Origin of the sequence: Collinsella aerofaciens (assembly GCF_015554145.1) — a bacterium.
In the GTDB taxonomy this organism is placed as follows: domain Bacteria; phylum Actinomycetota; class Coriobacteriia; order Coriobacteriales; family Coriobacteriaceae; genus Collinsella; species Collinsella aerofaciens_AA.
Genome location: NZ_JADNHZ010000010.1, coordinates 1 through 15214 on the forward strand (window position 1 = coordinate 1; position 15214 = coordinate 15214).

Here is a 15214-nt window from a genome sequence, read left to right on the forward strand (position 1 = left end):
CCTCAAGAAGGAGTAACATCGGAGCTTGCAGCGACGGACCTCAGGACACTCTTACACCACGTCTGCGCGCGCCACCTTGAAACTTCCTAATCACCGTCAGCTAGCGCCAAATTGGAAGTCGATGGTCACTCATTAACGTACAGTTCTTATAACTTTGTTCATTATTTTCCGCACCTAAAATGATACGCCGTTTGTGACAGTACTCACAAACGGCGTTTTTTGACCACTGGCGTGTCTGGCAGGCGGCAAGCACCGCCCGAATCCGCATTTTGAACGCGCCCGAATCGGTTCTGGAGCCGGTTTTCGCGCTCTTACTCGTCTTTGGGCGAGGGATGCTTGCAGACCACACTCATGTAGATCATGCCCAGCACCGCGGCGGTAACGGATCCGGCAAGAATGGCGGCCTTGGCAGCCAAGACCTCAAACTGGGCCGTCGGGAAGGCGAGGCCGCTGATGAGGATCGACATGGTAAAGCCGATACCGCCCAGAATGCCCACACCGGCGATCATGTGCCAGTTGACGTTGTGCGGCAACTCGGAAATCTTGAGTTTAACCAGGGCAAACGTCATGCCAAAGATACCGATCGGCTTGCCCAGCAGCATGCCAAAGTACACGCCGAGCGTCACCGGGTCGGTGAGCAGCGTGCTCATGTCCACGCCCACTAGGCGAACCTGCGCGTTCACGAACGCAAAGATCGGCAGGATCACAAAGTTGACCGGCGTGGAGATCAGACGCTCCATGCGGATGAGCGGCGGGGTGACGCGGTGCATGACGCGCTCGACCCTGGTGGTCGAGACGGTAAAGTCGTGCTGGCCCAGGATGTGCGCCTCGTCGTCGTAGCGGTCATCGAGCAACGGCAGACACTCGCCCAGCCAATCGGTAAGGCTGTCGAGCTTAACACCGCACTTGGCCGGGATGGTAAAGGCCAAGATGACGCCAGCAAGCGTGGCATGCACGCCGCTCTTGAACATGCAGAACCACAGCAGCAGGCCCAGCACCGAGTACGGGGCGAGGCGGTAGTGCTGCGTCTTGTTGAGCCACACGAGCGCGCACGTCACGACCGCGGCGGCACCCAGCCAAAACGGGCTGGGGCTCTGACCGTAGAAGATGGCGATGGCGGCGATGGAGATGAGGTCGTCGGCGATGGCGAGCGTCGAGAAGAACACGCGCACGCCGTTGGGCACGCGATTGCCCAAAAGCGACAGCACGCCCAGCGCAAAGGCAATATCGGTTGCCATGGGGATGGCCCAACCGTTGCGGGCGCCGGCATGGTTAAAGATCAGGTAGATGCAGGCGGGAACGACAACGCCGCCCACGGCCGCCAGCATGGGAAGCATGGCCTGACGCGGATTCTTGAGCTCACCGACCGTCATCTCGTACTTAAGCTCGATGCCCACCAACAAAAAGAAAATCGCCATGAGGAAATCGTTGACGAAAAGCTCAACGGTGAGACCAGCCGTAAGGTTGCCCAGGCCCACATACAGCGGGGTCTCCAAAAAGTGATGGATGGCCTCGTAGGCATCGGTGTTGGCGCAGATAACGGCGGCGATAGCGGCGAAGACCATGACGGCGGCGGAAATCGTGCCGTTCTCGGCGATGCGCTCCCAGATGTCGTGACGTTCAAAGCGCTTGCGCTCACGGACGTTGAACAGCTGCTCGGTTGCTGCCATGGGCGGCTCCTTTCACGGGAAAGCTCCCGTCTTAAAAAAGCACGGCCCGCCCAAGTGGCGGCGCCGCGCTCTAACGTTTTACGCTTGCATCTAGCCTACCCTGCACGACAAGCACGCAGGCGTGGCCGAAAAGCGGAACCACAGGTTGAACATTATTTGCTCAACGGCACGGGCACGCCTGTCCAAGAGACGACGCGGCACCGTGCACAAAAAACGACCGGAGCGCGGGACGTCCGCGATCCGGTCGTGGCGTTTGGTCAACTAAACCTAGCAGGCGGCCATGATGGGGGCAGCGACCTGCTTCTTACGGGAGAGGACGCCCGGCATCCAGACGCCGTCGTGCTCGTCGGCAATGCCCAGGCCCTTCTGAGCAGCCTCGGTCTCGCCCTCGAGCAGGACCTGCGAACCCTCCTCCATGATGTCGGTGATGCACAGGACAATGCCGTCAGCACCCTTCTCGGCGGCGTAGGAGCGCATGGCCTCGCGGATCTCGTCGATCATGCCGAGTGCGCGGGTCTTGTCGACGGTCTCGTACTGGCCGATGAGCAGCTTCTTGCCAGCGGGCTCGAACATCTTGATGTCGTTGCCGACCATCTCGGCTGCAATGAAGGAGCCGGACGGACGGGTGAGGAAGACCTCCATGCCAAACTTGACCGGGTCGACGCCCACCTGCTCGCCGAGCTTGGCGGCGACGACGCGGTCGACATCGGTGGTGGTGGGGCTCTTGAGCATGAGCGTGTCGGTCATCATGGCCGAGAGCAGCAGCTTGGCCTGTACATCGGAGAGCTCAACGCCGAGCACGCCGGCGAGCTTGGTGACGATGGTGCAGCTGGAGCCCCAGGGCAGGCAGATGTAGTGCAGCGGGCCGGCGGTCTCGAAGTCGCCGATGCGGTGATGATCGACAACGCCAAAGACCGTGGCGTCCTTAAGGCCGGCGACAGACTGGGCAGACTCGTTGTGGTCGGTGAGGACGACGAGCTGACCGGCCTCGACGGAATCAATCACGCGGGGCTCGGCGATGCCGGTGTCGGCGAGCAGCTTGGCAGACTCTGCCGGAAGCTGACCAAGGGCGCAAGCCTCGTAGGTGTTGCCGGCATACTCAACCTGGTTGAGCAGCTGGGACAGGACGACGGCGCTCATGATGGCGTCGTTATCGGGGTTCTGGTGACCAAAGACAAGAACGTTTGCCATGGATATCCTCCACTTGAATATGTGTACTTGGACGTAGCTATGGTAGCACGCCGATGCCGAGCCTTCGCAGACGGAAGGGCCACGGCATATTTTGGGGCAGGCATGGGGGCCAAGGCTGTCCCTTTTGCACCATGTTGGTGCAAAGTAACCTGACCCCCTTGCACCAGCTATTTACCGGCGGCGCGCAGGGCTACGTAGGCGGCACCGATAATGCCGGCGTCGTTTCCGAGCGAGGCGACCTTAATGGGCGTCTCGCGCGAGGCAGAAAGCGCGTACTGCTTAAAGTGCTCGCGGACCTTGTCGAGGTAGACATCGGCCGAGGCGGATGCGCCGCCGCCGATGAGGAACATCTCGGGATCGACCACGTTGGCAATAAGCGCCAGGGCGCGACCGAGATAGTCGGCCATGGTATCGGCCGCGGCAAGCGCGAGCTTGTCGCCCTCGCGGCAGGCCTGGAACACGTCCTTGGAATCGGAGGGGCCGGTGAGCTCGATGGGCTCGACGCCCGCCTTCTTGCACTCGGCCAGGTAGTTGCTCACCACACCGGTGGCGCTGGAATACTGCTCTAGGTGACCATGGCCGCCACAGCCGCAGGTGCGCTCCTCGTCGGGATTCAGGCACATATGGCCGATCTCGCCGCCGGCACCCACAACGCCCGACACCACGTCGCCGTTGACGATAACGCCGCCGCCCACGCCGGTACCGATGGTGACCATCACCACGTTTTGCACGCCCTTGGCAGAACCGAGCCATGCCTCGCCCATGGCAGCGGCGTTGGCATCGTTCTCGTACTTAACGACCGCGTCGGGGCAGTGCTCCTGAATGGCGATCCTAAGCTCGGGCAGGTTAATAGCAATGTTGGCCTTGACCTTGGCATCGCCCGATGCCGGGATGGGGCACGGAACGGCCAGGCCAATGCCCGCCACAAAGGCGCGCGGAATCTGGGCCTTGGCGACCACTTGGTCGATAGCCTCGGTCACCGCGGCAAAGCCCGCAGCGTCAACGATGGGAGGCGTGGGAACACTGGCCTTGGCAAGCAGGTTACCATCCTCATCGAACAGGCCCTCCTTAACCGAAGTGCCGCCGACGTCTATGCCGATGTAGTACTGCTTAGGTTCCATGGGAGCCCACCTTTCTCGTTTAAACATTGCCTGTATGGTACCGCTCCCAAGGCAGAAACCTACCAAAAAGGGACAGGTTTGTTTTGGCAGGTTTTATCTGGGGAAACGCACATGCCCGCCCAACAGGTCGCGCAAGGCCTTCGCCGAATACAAAGGCGCCGGGAGGCGGAGGCTCCCGGCACCCGTGAAAGGGACTGAATTGTCTGGTGAACCGCACGGTCCGTCGCGGCGATAACGCCGGCTAGGCCTCACGTGCCTGCAGCAGCTTGTGGACCTCGATGAGCTCCGTGGCCATGACGCGCATGGTCTCGGTGCCGGCCATCTGGTCCTCGGCATGCAGCAGAATCAACGGGGCCTCGCCATTACGCTCGCCGTTGGCCTCCTTTTTAAGGAGCCCCATATGGACATCGTGGCCACCGTTGTAAGCCTCGTCGCCCTGCTTGATAAGCTCCTCGGCGGCGTCAAAATCGCCCTCCTTGGCCTTTTGCACGGCATTGATGTACATGCTCTTGGCGGTGCCGACGTAGCTGATGATCTCGAAGCAGGTCATCTGCAGCTCGTTCATATCCTCCATGTGCTGCACCTAGCCCATCACACTGACGCAGTGGTCGATGATGCCGGCGGCGTTCATGCGACCGTAATCGACCATGTTGATGACCTCGACCGGGAAACGACCGGCGGCCTCCTTCTCGAAATCGCCCTTGGTGTAGCCAATCTGCGGGCCGAGCAGCAGGATGTCGCACTCGTCCAGGTGATCGTGGGCCTCGTTCATGGGACGAGCCTCGACCTCGATGTCCAGACCGCGGTTCGCGACCTCGGACTGCATCTTCTGGACCAGCAGGCTCGTGGACATGCCGGCGTTGCAGCAAAGCATGATCTTCTTCATGGTTTTCTCCTTATAACTGCGCGGCGCGCAGACGACAACTGGTTTTATTCCTTGCGGCTATTGTGCCCACCCCCTGCGTCTTTACACAAGGAGAGAGCCGCGGGCATCGGCACCGCGTACCGGCGCCCGCAACGGTGAAAGGGAGAGCGACGTTTAAGCGTTCTGCTCGGCAAGGGCCTCCTGCTTGGCGATGGCCTTCTCGGAGATCCTCATAAAGGGCAGGTAGACAGCCATGCCGATGACAAGCTCGAGGGCCTGCCACACGCCAGCGCGCCAGTCGAAGCCCGTGGCAAGCAGGGCGTTGACGACGGGAGGCATGGTCCAAGGCACCTGGGCAATGCAGGGGCTAATGATGCCCGCGCAGGTCAGAGCATAGGTGATGCCGATGAACAGGTCGGGAAGAAGCACGAACGGAATCATGAGCGGCAGGTTGTACACGACGGGGTAACCGTAGATGACCGGCTCGTTGATGTTGAACAGGCCAGGAACGATAGCCATCTTGGCAACGGTCTTGGAAGCCTTGTTCTTGGAGAACAGGAAGGTGTCGAGCAGGAGCATGAGGGTGCAGCCCGAGCCGCCAATGAGGGCGAAGCTGTTGACGATCTGCATGTTCATGTAGTGATCGGGCTGGATGGTGCCGCCGGCGGCAAAGGTAGCCATGTTGTCGACGATGAGCATGGTCAGAATCGGCTCGACGGTAGCGCCAGAGATGGTGGACTGGTGAATACCGACGCAGAACAGCAGGTTCGCAAGGGTGTAGATGAGGATGACGGCCCACGGGCCGGCGTTCATGATGCTCTTGAGCGGGTTGGAGATGCACGTGGAGATGATGGTGCACAGATCGGTACCGGCAAACACGGCAAGCAGGGCCGCGGCAACAGCGAAGATCGAAAGGTTGAGCAGCATCGGGATCATGACGTTAAAGGAGTTGGAGACCGCGGGAGGCACGCCCTCGCCCAGCTTGACCTTAAGCTTCTCGACGCCGGAAATCTTGATGAAGAGCGTAACGGAGAGCAGGGCGATGATAATAGCCGCGAACAGGCCGTTGGTGCCGGTGTTGGCAGTCGAAAGGGCGCCAGTGACCTCGGCAGAGGTGATCTTGTCGGTGAGCAGCGGGCTCGTGGCGGCAAGCGTGGCGGTAATCTGCTGCGGCATCATGATAACGAAAGCGGAGATGGCGACGACCACGCAGGCAAGCGGGTTATCGAAGCGCTCGTTCTTAGCGAGGCTGTAGCCGATCAATCCGGCCAAGATAATGGCAGAGACGTTGAGGGTGCCCAGCGTAATTGCCGAACCCCAGGTCTGAAGATTGGCAAGACCCGCCGCATCGAGCGGGAACAGAGGGAACACGACGTTGTTAATAAGAACCGCGATACCCGCAAGGATATAGAGCGGCGTGATGGTCGCGAAGGCATCGCGCAGGGAACGCAGGTGAACCTGGTTTCCCACCTTCGCAGAGACCTCGGCAAATTTGTCGAGGAAGCTCTTTCCGTTTTCACTGGCCATGATTGCTCCTAACTATCAAATCCGGCCTTTTCCTATGCGCACGGTGGTCTGTCGCCCTTTGCCACCAGATGTGCCATGTTTTGCGCGCGGCGGCGCGCGGTCTGGGCGTTCGCCTGGTCGCTAGTCAACCACGTGGGTCGTTGCGACCTGCTTGAGCCAAGCTGCCGACTTCTTAAGGCGGCGCTTGTAGCCGTCCATAAGGTCGACCTCGACAAAGCCGTAACGGTTCTTAAAGGCATTAGCCCAAGACCAGTTATCGATGACGGCCCAATAATGGTATCCGCGGCATTTGGCGCCCTCGGCGATTGCCTTGGCAACCCACTCCAGGTGCTGGCGCACAAAGTCGACGCGGTAATCGTCCTGAATGGTGCCCTCGGCGTCACGGTTCTTGTGTTCGTCCATGATGCCGATACCGTTCTCGGACACAAACCACTCAAGATCGGGGTAATTCTTAGCGCAGTCCATGCCAAAGTCGTAGAGACCCTGCGGGTAGATCTCCCAGCCGCGGCTCTCGTTCATAACGGCGTCAGGCCACACGTACTCGTCGGCAAAGTGCGGCAGACCGTACTGGTCGATCTTGCTCGCCGGGGCCTGAACGCGCGTGGGGTGGTAGTAGTTGCAACCGAGCCAGTCGACAACACCCTGCTTGAGGATCTCTTGGTCGCCGGCACGGAACGGAAGTTTAACGCCGCCCTCGGCCAGGCTGTCGAGCACGTCGGCGGGAAGCTCGCCCTTGGTAATAAGGTCGAGCCACCAGCGATTGTTGATACCGCTGGTCATACGCACGGCCTCGAGGTCTGCCTCGCTGGGGTTCTCCTTGGTATAGACCGGGGTAAAGCAGTTGATCATGCCGATCTTGGCGTCGGCGCGAACGGCGCCCTCGTCATAGGCGCGGCGGTAGTTGGCCACGGCCAGCGCATGTGCCAGCGAGATGTGATACTGCACGGTGCGAGCGCGGTTATAGTCATGGAGCTGCGGGTACCACACGCCCTCCTGATAGCGCTGCTCGGGCTCGACGATGGGCTCGTTAAAGGTGAACCAGTACTTGATCTCCTGGCCAAACTCGCGAAAGGCGACGTCGGCGTAATGAGCGTAAGCCTCGACGACCTCGCGGCTCTCCCAACCACCACGGTCAAAGAGGTAGGTGGGCATGTCAAAGTGGTACAGGTTGACGAACGGCTCCAGGCCGGCCTCGCGAGAGGCACGGAACAGCTCGTGATACCACGCGGCGCCCTCCTCATTGAGGTTGCCGTTAGCATCGAGCAGGCGACTCCACTGGATGGAGGTGCGGTAGGTATCCAGGCCCAAGTCCTTCAAAATGCGAAGGTCCTCCTGGTACTTAGCCATAAAGTCATTGCCAGCATAAGAGCCAACGCGGTTATAGAACGAATCCAGATCCTGGATGGACCAGGTGTCCCACAGGTTCTCGAGCTTGCCGCCCTGGTTCCACTGACCCTCAGTCTGCGGGCCGGACATAGCGGCGCCAAAGAAGAAGTCACGGGGCAGCTGATACTGTGCCATCGAAGTCCTCGCTTTCGTGTTCTAGAGCTTCCGGTTGGAGACGGGTTTGCCTTGGCAGGTTATCCGGCGCGGGCGCGCACCGGATATCTGGATATTCAGCCCGCCAAAACAAAACCGTCCCCAAACGGTCGGTCCTGCCGTTCGGCAGGGTTCCGTTCGTTGGCTACAACTATAGCGCTCTAATTTTATAAGTAAAGCGTCTTTTTCTTTTTTCTTTCTCGAACTTCTTAGATAAGAATTATATGGATGCCTCGCAGAGGGTTATACTTACTTTTGTATCCATGTATGTCGGAAAGGGGGTTCCATGATTCCCAAATACGAGGCGATAGCTGCGGATATTCGTCGAAGCATCGAGGACGGCGCTCTTAAGCCGGGTGACAAGCTGCCCACCGTCGTTGAGTTCTGTGAGCTCTATAGCGTTTCTAAAATCACCGTTAAACGAGCGATTGAGCAGATCACCGAGGAGGGCCTTATTACCAGCCGGCGCGGATCGGGCACCTACGTCAAGGACACGGCGGGACTTCCCGGCAAGGCGTTTTTCCAGGGCAAGAACGACCGTGCCCAGGGCTTTTCATATGAGCACCGCGGGGAGAAGGTGACCTCGGTGGTCTACGATTTCTCGATTGTCAATCCACCGGCGGACGTCGCTGCCCAGCTGGGAATTGCCGAGGATGACTTTGCCTACCACATCGTGCGCGTGCGCCAGGTCGACGAGAAGCCCATCGTTATCGAGTACACCTATATGCCCCTCGAGTTGATCCCGGGCCTTAAAAAGAAGGACCTGTACGGATCGATCTATAGCTTTATCCGCGAGCAATGCGGGCTGAAGATTTCGAGCTTCCACCGCACCATTCGCGCCGTAGCGGCAACCGAGGAAGAGGCTGAGCGCCTGGACACCAAACCCGGCTCTCCCCTGCTCGAGCTCAACCAGATTGGCTTTTTGGATAGCGGCACCGCCTTTGAGCATTCGATCTCGCGCAACGTCGGTGACCGCTTTGAGCTGCACAACGTAACGTTGGCATAGTTTTGTAGTCATGCGGGCGCTCGTTATGGCTCGTTTAGAGTGGGCAACCGCACAACACCATGGGGGTATGAACATGTCCGATTTGATTAAACTGACGCCGATCTTCCACGAGAAGATCTGGGGCGGCCGCCAGCTCGAAACCGTATTTGGTTACGACATTCCCGAGGGTCCCATCGGTGAGTGCTGGGCCATCTCGGCCCATCCCAACGGCGACTGCCAGATTGCGGAGGGCCCGTATGCCGGCCACACGCTGTCGTGGCTGTGGGCCGAGCACCGTGAGCTCTTTGGCAACTGCGAGGGCAAGGAGTTCCCGCTGCTTATTAAGATTCTGGACGCCAAGGACGACCTTTCGATCCAGATTCACCCCAACGACGAGTACGCCGCCAAGCACGAGAACGGCAGCCTGGGCAAAACCGAGTGCTGGTATGTGCTGGACTGCGAGCCCGGTGCCACGATCATTGTCGGCCAGCGCGCGCACGACCGCGCCGAGGCCGCGCAGATGATCGAGGACGGCCGCTGGGACGACATGCTCAACGTACTGCCGATCCACAAGGGCGACTTTTTCCAGATTGATTCCGGTACCGTGCACGCCATCAAGACCGGCACGCTCATTTTGGAGACGCAGCAGTCGAGCGACGTGACGTATCGCCTGTACGACTACGACCGTCCCGGCACCGACGGCAAGCTGCGCCCACTGCACATTGAGCAGAGCCTCGACTGCATCGACTTTGATGCCCAGGCTCCGACCGACGGCACGGTGACCGCGCCCGAGGTGAACGGCGTGACCGAGCTCGAGTCTAACTCCTGCTACACCGTCGATCGTGTGCGCGTCGACGGCAGCAAAACCCTCGACCAGCGCTGGCCCTTCATGTGTCTGTCGGTCATCGACGGCGAAGGCACCGTCTGCGGCGACCCCGTCCACAAGGGAAGCCACCTGCTGGCCCCGAGCACCGTCAGCTCCATCGACCTCGAAGGCAAGATGGAACTGATCATCAGCCACCTGTAGGCCACCGGTCCCCAAGCGCTCGCCGGGACGGGGCGCGGGGTTTGGTCGCCTGCTCGGACAGTCCTGCTCGCACGGAGAGCACATTAAGTGCTCTCCGGCTCGTGCGGAACTCGCGATCGACCAAACCCCGCGTCCCGTCCCGGCGAGCCTCTGGCTAGTTACGACAATCAAAAAGCAACAAGGGGCTCCCCCGCTCATCAAACGGGAGAGCCCCTCACCATACATAACGAATCAAGGTGCCTATAGGTAGACCTTTTCGAGAAACGATAATGTGTCCTGAAGACGCGCTCTCTCTTTACGATCGGTCTGCCGATTTACATAAGAAGAAAAGTCCGCAAAGAAGTCTCCGGCGTCAGCCCTCATTTGCTCTATTAGCTCCAAGCGAGCCGAAGGCGGCAACAAACCCGCAAGTCGAACAATATCCGAGCGATGCTTTCGTCGATCTTTATCGTTGCAATGGCGCCCTTCTTCATAGCTCCTATTGATATCAATGTGTGCACGCATCTTGAGGGGAATGATATGGAGCGCATCGAGCAACGTAATGCCCTCTACGTTCGTTGCGTTGTCGCGAATAAATTCGTAGTAGCCATCGTCGAGAATAATTGCCGAAAGACTTGATACGGCCCCGTCAAAGGAAAGAGGTGCCACTTCGCTCGTTTCATCTTCGAGCACAAAATCAGGATGTCGGGCGAATAGCTCAATTTGGCCGGGATAGTCTAGGACTTGCCTTGATCCTTCGGGCAAACAGAACCGATAGTAAGTGCACTTTCCATCGCCGACCTTCCCAGTCTCATATCCGACAGCTTTGATAAATGCCCACAATGCAGTGGCGAATTCAACGCCTTCCCCATCAACAATTACGACGATATCCAAGTCTTCAGTAGCTCTAAACGAATCGCCCTCATTGTCAAATAGAACGCTGCAGGCCCCTCCACCAATAAGGACGTAACCGCCTTTACAGCCGCTCATGGCATCGGCAAATCGCTCTATTCCCCTCACTTTTGACATATCGTCCTCCTGAGCTGTTCGACCGCGTCGAGCAGACGATCTTCTTTGTAATCTGCTTTTGCGCAAGCAACGTATAAGGAAAACGGGTCGACACACTGCAAACCCGTCGCATCAAAACTAATATCGGACGGCGCGTCCACGGGATACGACCAGACCTCAATCACAACTGCCGCCGGTTCGTACCACTGAGCCTCCAGCCATCTGTCGCCCATATGCTCTTTCAAGGCCTCTAGCTGATATTTTTCGAGAGCAATGGTTGGAGCAGAGTCTTCATGGGCAAGGTCGGACATATAGCTAAGGGCAGACACACCGGAAAGCAGCGCATCAACGGCACGTAGCTCTGTTCTCTCGATAACCTTCTTGAGCCGGATTCGCTCTAAAACTGGCGTGCGAAGATAGTCCTCAAACCCATCTAGCAACGTCTCGGTCGACAGCCCGGCGTCGCACAATATACGCTTTTTGCCGTCCCGCATAATCAACCCAGGAGCTATAGCGGCGATTTCCGAAAGATAGCCGCTGACGCTTGCCGCGCTTTTGCCACACAGACGCGCTAGGTCGCCGGCGGAGCAGTCAACCCATCGTCCCGCAATGAGATTTAGGACGATTCGTTGAGATTGGGGCGAAAGCGGAGCAGCGGGAGAAGCACCCAGCACCTCATCGGAAATAACGGCTCCGATAAACGGCAGGAACGCATTTCGCTCATCTCGGATATATGCGATTCCCTCCGAAGAAAGCGCGCGCATAAAACCTAAATCCATAGCATCCCAGCAAATTACCACCGGGTGAACATCTAACTTGCGCACCGCACTGACGAGATTTCGCGCCGAAATGACACTGGGCGGTTCCTTTGGTTCCGCAACAATAAAACGGCCCTGTTTAGACATGCCGAGCCGTGCCAAGCGAAGCGAATACCGCTCAAGATACATGCGAGGAATCTGCATCTCAACTGGCTCCGGGTCGATAGCGAGCTCTAAAGAGAAGAGTCTTTTTGGGAGGCAGTTTATCAGCATGTACAATCACCGTTTTCATTTCGGTTACATTTTAGCGTCCATCTGAAATTATACTGAATCGTATAAAATCATCAATCATCAAAGCCAAGCGCACCATTCAAAACGCAACAAGGGGCTCCCCCGTTCTTTAACGGGGGAGCCCCTTGCCATGTCTAAGTATTCAGCCCACCCGGCCCTCCAGACCAAAAAGCGAACGGGCAAAGCGACGTTCGCAAGCAACGTTATCTAAGGACCTGGGCGGGCGTATGGGGCAACATCGATCGCGAGTTCCGCACGAGCCGGAGAGCACTTAATGTGCTCTCCGTGCGAGCAGGACTGCCCGAGCAGGCGATGTTGCCCCATACGCCCGCCCAGGTCCGCCGGGATTATGACAGCTTGACGATCGGAGCGAATCCCTTCATGAGCTTTTTGGTCTGGCCGGTCTTTTCGAACTGGACCTCGATCATGTCTCCGGCGACCGAGATCACGGTACCCGTGCCAAAGGTCTTATGGCTCACGGTATCGCCCGCGGCAAAGTCCTGCGATGCGCTGGCGCGATCGACCTTGCGCTCCACCGTCGGGGACACCTTGGACGACGGCTTTTTGGCTCGCGGCGCGCCCGAGCCAAAGGTCGAGGCAACACGGCCGGCGTCGGGCGAGACCCCACGATGGCGCTCGGTCCCGTAGCTGCTGCCGCCAAAGAAATCGTCAAAGCTCGATCCACCGCGCGAACCGGAACCGCCGGTCGAGCGCGTATGCGAGCCAAACACCTTGCCGCCATACATATCCGAACCCATGCCCGAGCCAAAGGTGCCGTGACGGTCGCCGCGTTTCTCCCAGCCCGTGCCCTCAAAACCGGCAGAACCGATGCCGCTAAACTCGATGTCCTCGAACGGAATCTCGTTGAGGAAGCGCGAGCGCGGGTTGGCAGAAGTCGAGCCGTAGGTGCGACGCGTGGCCGCATAGGTCAAGAACAGGCGCTTGCGAGCACGCGTAATGGCGACGTAGGCCAAGCGACGCTCCTCCTCGAGCTTGCCCGGATCGTCACTACCGCCAAAGTCGTGCACGTGCGGGAAGATGCCTTCCTCCATGCCGGCCACGAACACCGCGGGGAACTCCAGGCCCTTGGCGGAGTGAATGGTCATCATGGTGATGGCATGAGTCTCGCCGGCCAGGGAATCCAAGTCGGAGCGCAGGGCCAGCCACTCCATGAGTGCCGGCAGTGCCTTGCAGGTGAGCGGGCCGTAGGTGCGCTCGATCTCGTCGGCATGCACGGCGCCCGCGGGCAGCTCTGCCGGTGCGGCATAGGCGTTGCCCGCGATAGCGGCAGCCAGGGCATCCTGCGGCGAGAGCGCCGGGGCCGCCAGGTTGTCGAGCGGATTGGAACCCGCGGCGTCACGCGCGCCAACGAGCGCCTCAAACGAAGACGTGGGCGCAGACGGGCCGGGCTCGGGCGCAGGCGCGCTCACCACAACGGGCTCGGGCTCAGCGTCGGCAGGCACATCGGCAACACCGGCAGCGCGCAGCTCTTCCAAGCTCTCGAGCGTACCTTCGATATCCTCGTGCGTCTCCTCAAATTCGGCAGCGACGCCCAGGAATTCCTGGATGTTCTCGGCGCGGCTCTCGGACTCCATGGTGCCCTCGGCGCGGAAGGCCTGCAGCAGGCCCGTCTTGTCGACGATCATCTCGACGACGTCCTTGAGCTCGCCGTCCATGCGACGGCCCTCGCGCACCAGCGAAACAAAGCTCGACAGGCCGTTGCGCACCTTGGCACTAAACATGCCCGTCTCGGCTGTTGCGATCTCGCAGGCCTGGAAGAACGAGCAGCGGTTGTCGCGCGCCAGCTGCTCGATCTTTTGGATCGAGGTGGAGCCGATGCCGCGGCGCGGCGTGTTGATGACGCGCTTTACGCTCATCTCGTCGGCCGGGTTCACGATCATCTTGAGGTAGGCCATGACGTCGCGGATCTCGGCACGGTCGAAGAATCGCGTGCCGCCCACGATCTTGTAGGGCACGCCCGCGCGCAGGAACATATCTTCGAGGATACGCGACTGGGCGTTGGTGCGGTAGAACACGGCGATATCGTCGTAGCTCATGCCCTTGGCATGCAGCTTCTCGATCTCGCCGGCAATCCAGCGGCCCTCGTCGCGCTCGTCGCTCGCCTGGAAAGCCTGAATCTTCTCGCCATCGCCCTCGGCCGTAAACAGGCGCTTGTCCTTGCGCTGCGAGTTATGGCGCACCACGGCGTTGGCGGCGCTCAGGATATGACCCGTGGAGCGGTAGTTCTGCTCCAGCTTGACGGTCTTGCAGTTTTTAAAGTCCTTCTCAAAGTCCAGGATATTGGTGATGTCGGCGCCACGCCAGCTGTAAATGGACTGGTCGTCGTCGCCCACGACCATGAGGTTTTGGTACTTGGCGGCCAGCAGGTTGGCGATCTCGTACTGGACGTGGTTGGTGTCCTGATACTCGTCGACGCTAATGTAGCGGAAGCGCTCTTGGTACTTGTCGAGCACCTCGGGGCGGGTGCGCAGCAGCTCGAGCGCGCGCACGAGCAGGTCATCAAAGTCCATCGCGTTGGCGGCGCGCAAGCGGCGCTCCAGCTCCAGGTAGACCTGCGCGGCCTTTTTGTCGTTGGGGCTATCGGCGCTCTTGAGCATGTCCTCGGGGCCGATCATGGCGTTTTTGGCCGAGCTGATCTTGCTGCGGATCATGTTGATGGGGAACTGCTTTTGCTCGATGCCGAGCGCCTGCATAATGTCACGCACCATGCGCTTTGAGTCGTCGTCATCGTAGATGGTGAACTGGCCGGTGTAGCCCAGCAGGTCGGCGTCCTCGCGCAGCATGCGCACGCACATGGCATGGAAGGTGCACACCCACATGCCGCGAGTGCCGCTGGGAATGAGCGCCGCTAGACGCTCGCGCATCTCGGCAGCGGCCTTGTTGGTAAACGTGATGGCAAGAACCTGCCAAGGCTTAACGCCCAGGTCGCCGAGCATATGAGCGATGCGGAAGGTCAGGACGCGGGTCTTGCCCGAGCCAGCACCGGCAAGGACCAGCAGCGGGCCCTCGGTGGTCAGGACCGCCTCGCGCTGGGCGGGGTTAAGGCTATCGATATCGACGAGCGGCTTGGCAGGTTTGGGCGCCGGAGCCGGGGCGTCGTAGATGTCGAGCGGAACGAGCTCGGGCTCCGGTGCAGCGGGGGCGGTGTATGCATCGAGCGGCACGGGTTCCGGCGCAGGCGGCACGGGTACCGCGGCGTTCTTTTCCCAGGGCAAGGGCTGGGTCATGGGCG

Annotated in this window: 12 protein-coding genes; 2 read left to right on the forward strand and 10 right to left on the reverse strand. The window is 59.7% G+C overall.

Annotated features, from left to right (window positions below; all coding sequences use genetic code 11):
- Nucleotides 1-311 precede the first annotated feature (311 nt).
- The 7 genes from nhaA to I2E13_RS05240 all read right to left on the reverse strand — a co-directional run bounded on the left by nhaA (nt 312) and on the right by I2E13_RS05240 (nt 7895).
- Complete coding sequence (nhaA, locus tag I2E13_RS05210) at nt 312-1670, reverse strand: Na+/H+ antiporter NhaA (protein ID WP_195404393.1); 1359 nt, start codon at nt 1668-1670, stop codon at nt 312-314.
- A 267-nt stretch (nt 1671-1937) separates the two neighbouring features.
- A complete protein-coding gene (locus tag I2E13_RS05215; protein ID WP_195404394.1) occupies nt 1938-2861 on the reverse strand; it encodes a manganese-dependent inorganic pyrophosphatase in 924 nt (307 codons plus the stop codon).
- 167 nt (nt 2862-3028) lie between these two features.
- Nucleotides 3029-3982: an ROK family protein gene (locus I2E13_RS05220; protein WP_229057836.1), complete on the reverse strand. Its 954-nt coding sequence runs from the start codon at nt 3980-3982 to the stop codon at nt 3029-3031.
- Between the two features lie 241 nt (nt 3983-4223).
- Nucleotides 4224-4556 carry a PTS lactose/cellobiose transporter subunit IIA gene (locus tag I2E13_RS05225; RefSeq protein WP_229057837.1) on the reverse strand — a complete coding sequence of 111 codons (333 nt, stop codon included), beginning with the start codon at nt 4554-4556 and terminating at the stop codon, nt 4224-4226.
- A gap of 9 nt (nt 4557-4565) precedes the next feature.
- Nucleotides 4566-4868, reverse strand: a complete 303-nt coding sequence (locus I2E13_RS05230) for a PTS sugar transporter subunit IIB (RefSeq protein WP_195404395.1) — start codon at nt 4866-4868, stop codon at nt 4566-4568.
- A 153-nt stretch (nt 4869-5021) separates the two neighbouring features.
- Nucleotides 5022-6374 carry a PTS sugar transporter subunit IIC gene (locus I2E13_RS05235; RefSeq protein ID WP_195404396.1) on the reverse strand — a complete coding sequence of 451 codons (1353 nt, stop codon included), beginning with the start codon at nt 6372-6374 and terminating at the stop codon, nt 5022-5024.
- Between the two features lie 120 nt (nt 6375-6494).
- A complete protein-coding gene (locus I2E13_RS05240) occupies nt 6495-7895 on the reverse strand; it encodes a glycoside hydrolase family 1 protein (RefSeq protein WP_055251261.1) in 1401 nt (466 codons plus the stop codon).
- A gap of 304 nt (nt 7896-8199) precedes the next feature.
- On the opposite strand from I2E13_RS05240, the gene I2E13_RS05245 reads away from it, so the two are divergent.
- The gene (locus I2E13_RS05245) at nt 8200-8919 is read left to right on the forward strand and encodes a GntR family transcriptional regulator (protein WP_117565003.1); all 720 of its coding nucleotides are present in this window, start codon (nt 8200-8202) and stop codon (nt 8917-8919) included.
- A 73-nt stretch (nt 8920-8992) separates the two neighbouring features.
- Nucleotides 8993-9925, forward strand: a complete 933-nt coding sequence (locus tag I2E13_RS05250; RefSeq protein ID WP_411161260.1) for a type I phosphomannose isomerase catalytic subunit — start codon at nt 8993-8995, stop codon at nt 9923-9925.
- 240 nt (nt 9926-10165) lie between these two features.
- Here the strand turns inward: I2E13_RS05250 and I2E13_RS05255 are convergent, their stop codons facing one another.
- From I2E13_RS05255 to I2E13_RS05265, 3 genes are all read right to left on the reverse strand, one after another.
- Nucleotides 10166-10933, reverse strand: a complete 768-nt coding sequence (locus I2E13_RS05255) for a hypothetical protein (RefSeq protein ID WP_195364286.1) — start codon at nt 10931-10933, stop codon at nt 10166-10168.
- Nucleotides 10921-11943 (reverse strand): hypothetical protein, encoded by a 1023-nt coding sequence (locus I2E13_RS05260; RefSeq protein ID WP_195364285.1) that lies wholly within the window; start codon nt 11941-11943, stop codon nt 10921-10923. Before I2E13_RS05260 ends, I2E13_RS05255 begins: the two co-directional genes overlap by 13 nt.
- 365 nt (nt 11944-12308) lie before the next feature.
- Nucleotides 12309-15209 (reverse strand): ATP-dependent helicase, encoded by a 2901-nt coding sequence (locus I2E13_RS05265; protein WP_195404399.1) that lies wholly within the window; start codon nt 15207-15209, stop codon nt 12309-12311.
- Between the last annotated feature and the right edge of the window lie 5 nt (nt 15210-15214).

Bases quoted from the DNA above. Each gene is read 5' to 3' on its own strand.
- nhaA (WP_195404393.1), bottom strand. From the start codon at position 1,670: ATGGCAGCAACCGAGCAGCTGTTCAACGTCCGTGAGCGCAAGCGCTTT.
- I2E13_RS05215 (WP_195404394.1), bottom strand. From the start codon at position 2,861: ATGGCAAACGTTCTTGTCTTTGGTCACCAGAACCCCGATAACGACGCC.
- I2E13_RS05220 (WP_229057836.1), bottom strand. From the start codon at position 3,982: ATGGAACCTAAGCAGTACTACATCGGCATAGACGTCGGCGGCACTTCG.
- I2E13_RS05225 (WP_229057837.1), bottom strand. From the start codon at position 4,556: ATGGAGGATATGAACGAGCTGCAGATGACCTGCTTCGAGATCATCAGC.
- I2E13_RS05230 (WP_195404395.1), bottom strand. From the start codon at position 4,868: ATGAAGAAGATCATGCTTTGCTGCAACGCCGGCATGTCCACGAGCCTG.
- I2E13_RS05235 (WP_195404396.1), bottom strand. From the start codon at position 6,374: ATGGCCAGTGAAAACGGAAAGAGCTTCCTCGACAAATTTGCCGAGGTC.
- I2E13_RS05240 (WP_055251261.1), bottom strand. From the start codon at position 7,895: ATGGCACAGTATCAGCTGCCCCGTGACTTCTTCTTTGGCGCCGCTATG.
- I2E13_RS05245 (WP_117565003.1), top strand. From the start codon at position 8,200: ATGATTCCCAAATACGAGGCGATAGCTGCGGATATTCGTCGAAGCATC.
- I2E13_RS05250 (WP_411161260.1), top strand. From the start codon at position 8,993: ATGTCCGATTTGATTAAACTGACGCCGATCTTCCACGAGAAGATCTGG.
- I2E13_RS05255 (WP_195364286.1), bottom strand. From the start codon at position 10,933: ATGTCAAAAGTGAGGGGAATAGAGCGATTTGCCGATGCCATGAGCGGC.
- I2E13_RS05260 (WP_195364285.1), bottom strand. From the start codon at position 11,943: ATGCTGATAAACTGCCTCCCAAAAAGACTCTTCTCTTTAGAGCTCGCT.
- I2E13_RS05265 (WP_195404399.1), bottom strand. From the start codon at position 15,209: ATGACCCAGCCCTTGCCCTGGGAAAAGAACGCCGCGGTACCCGTGCCG.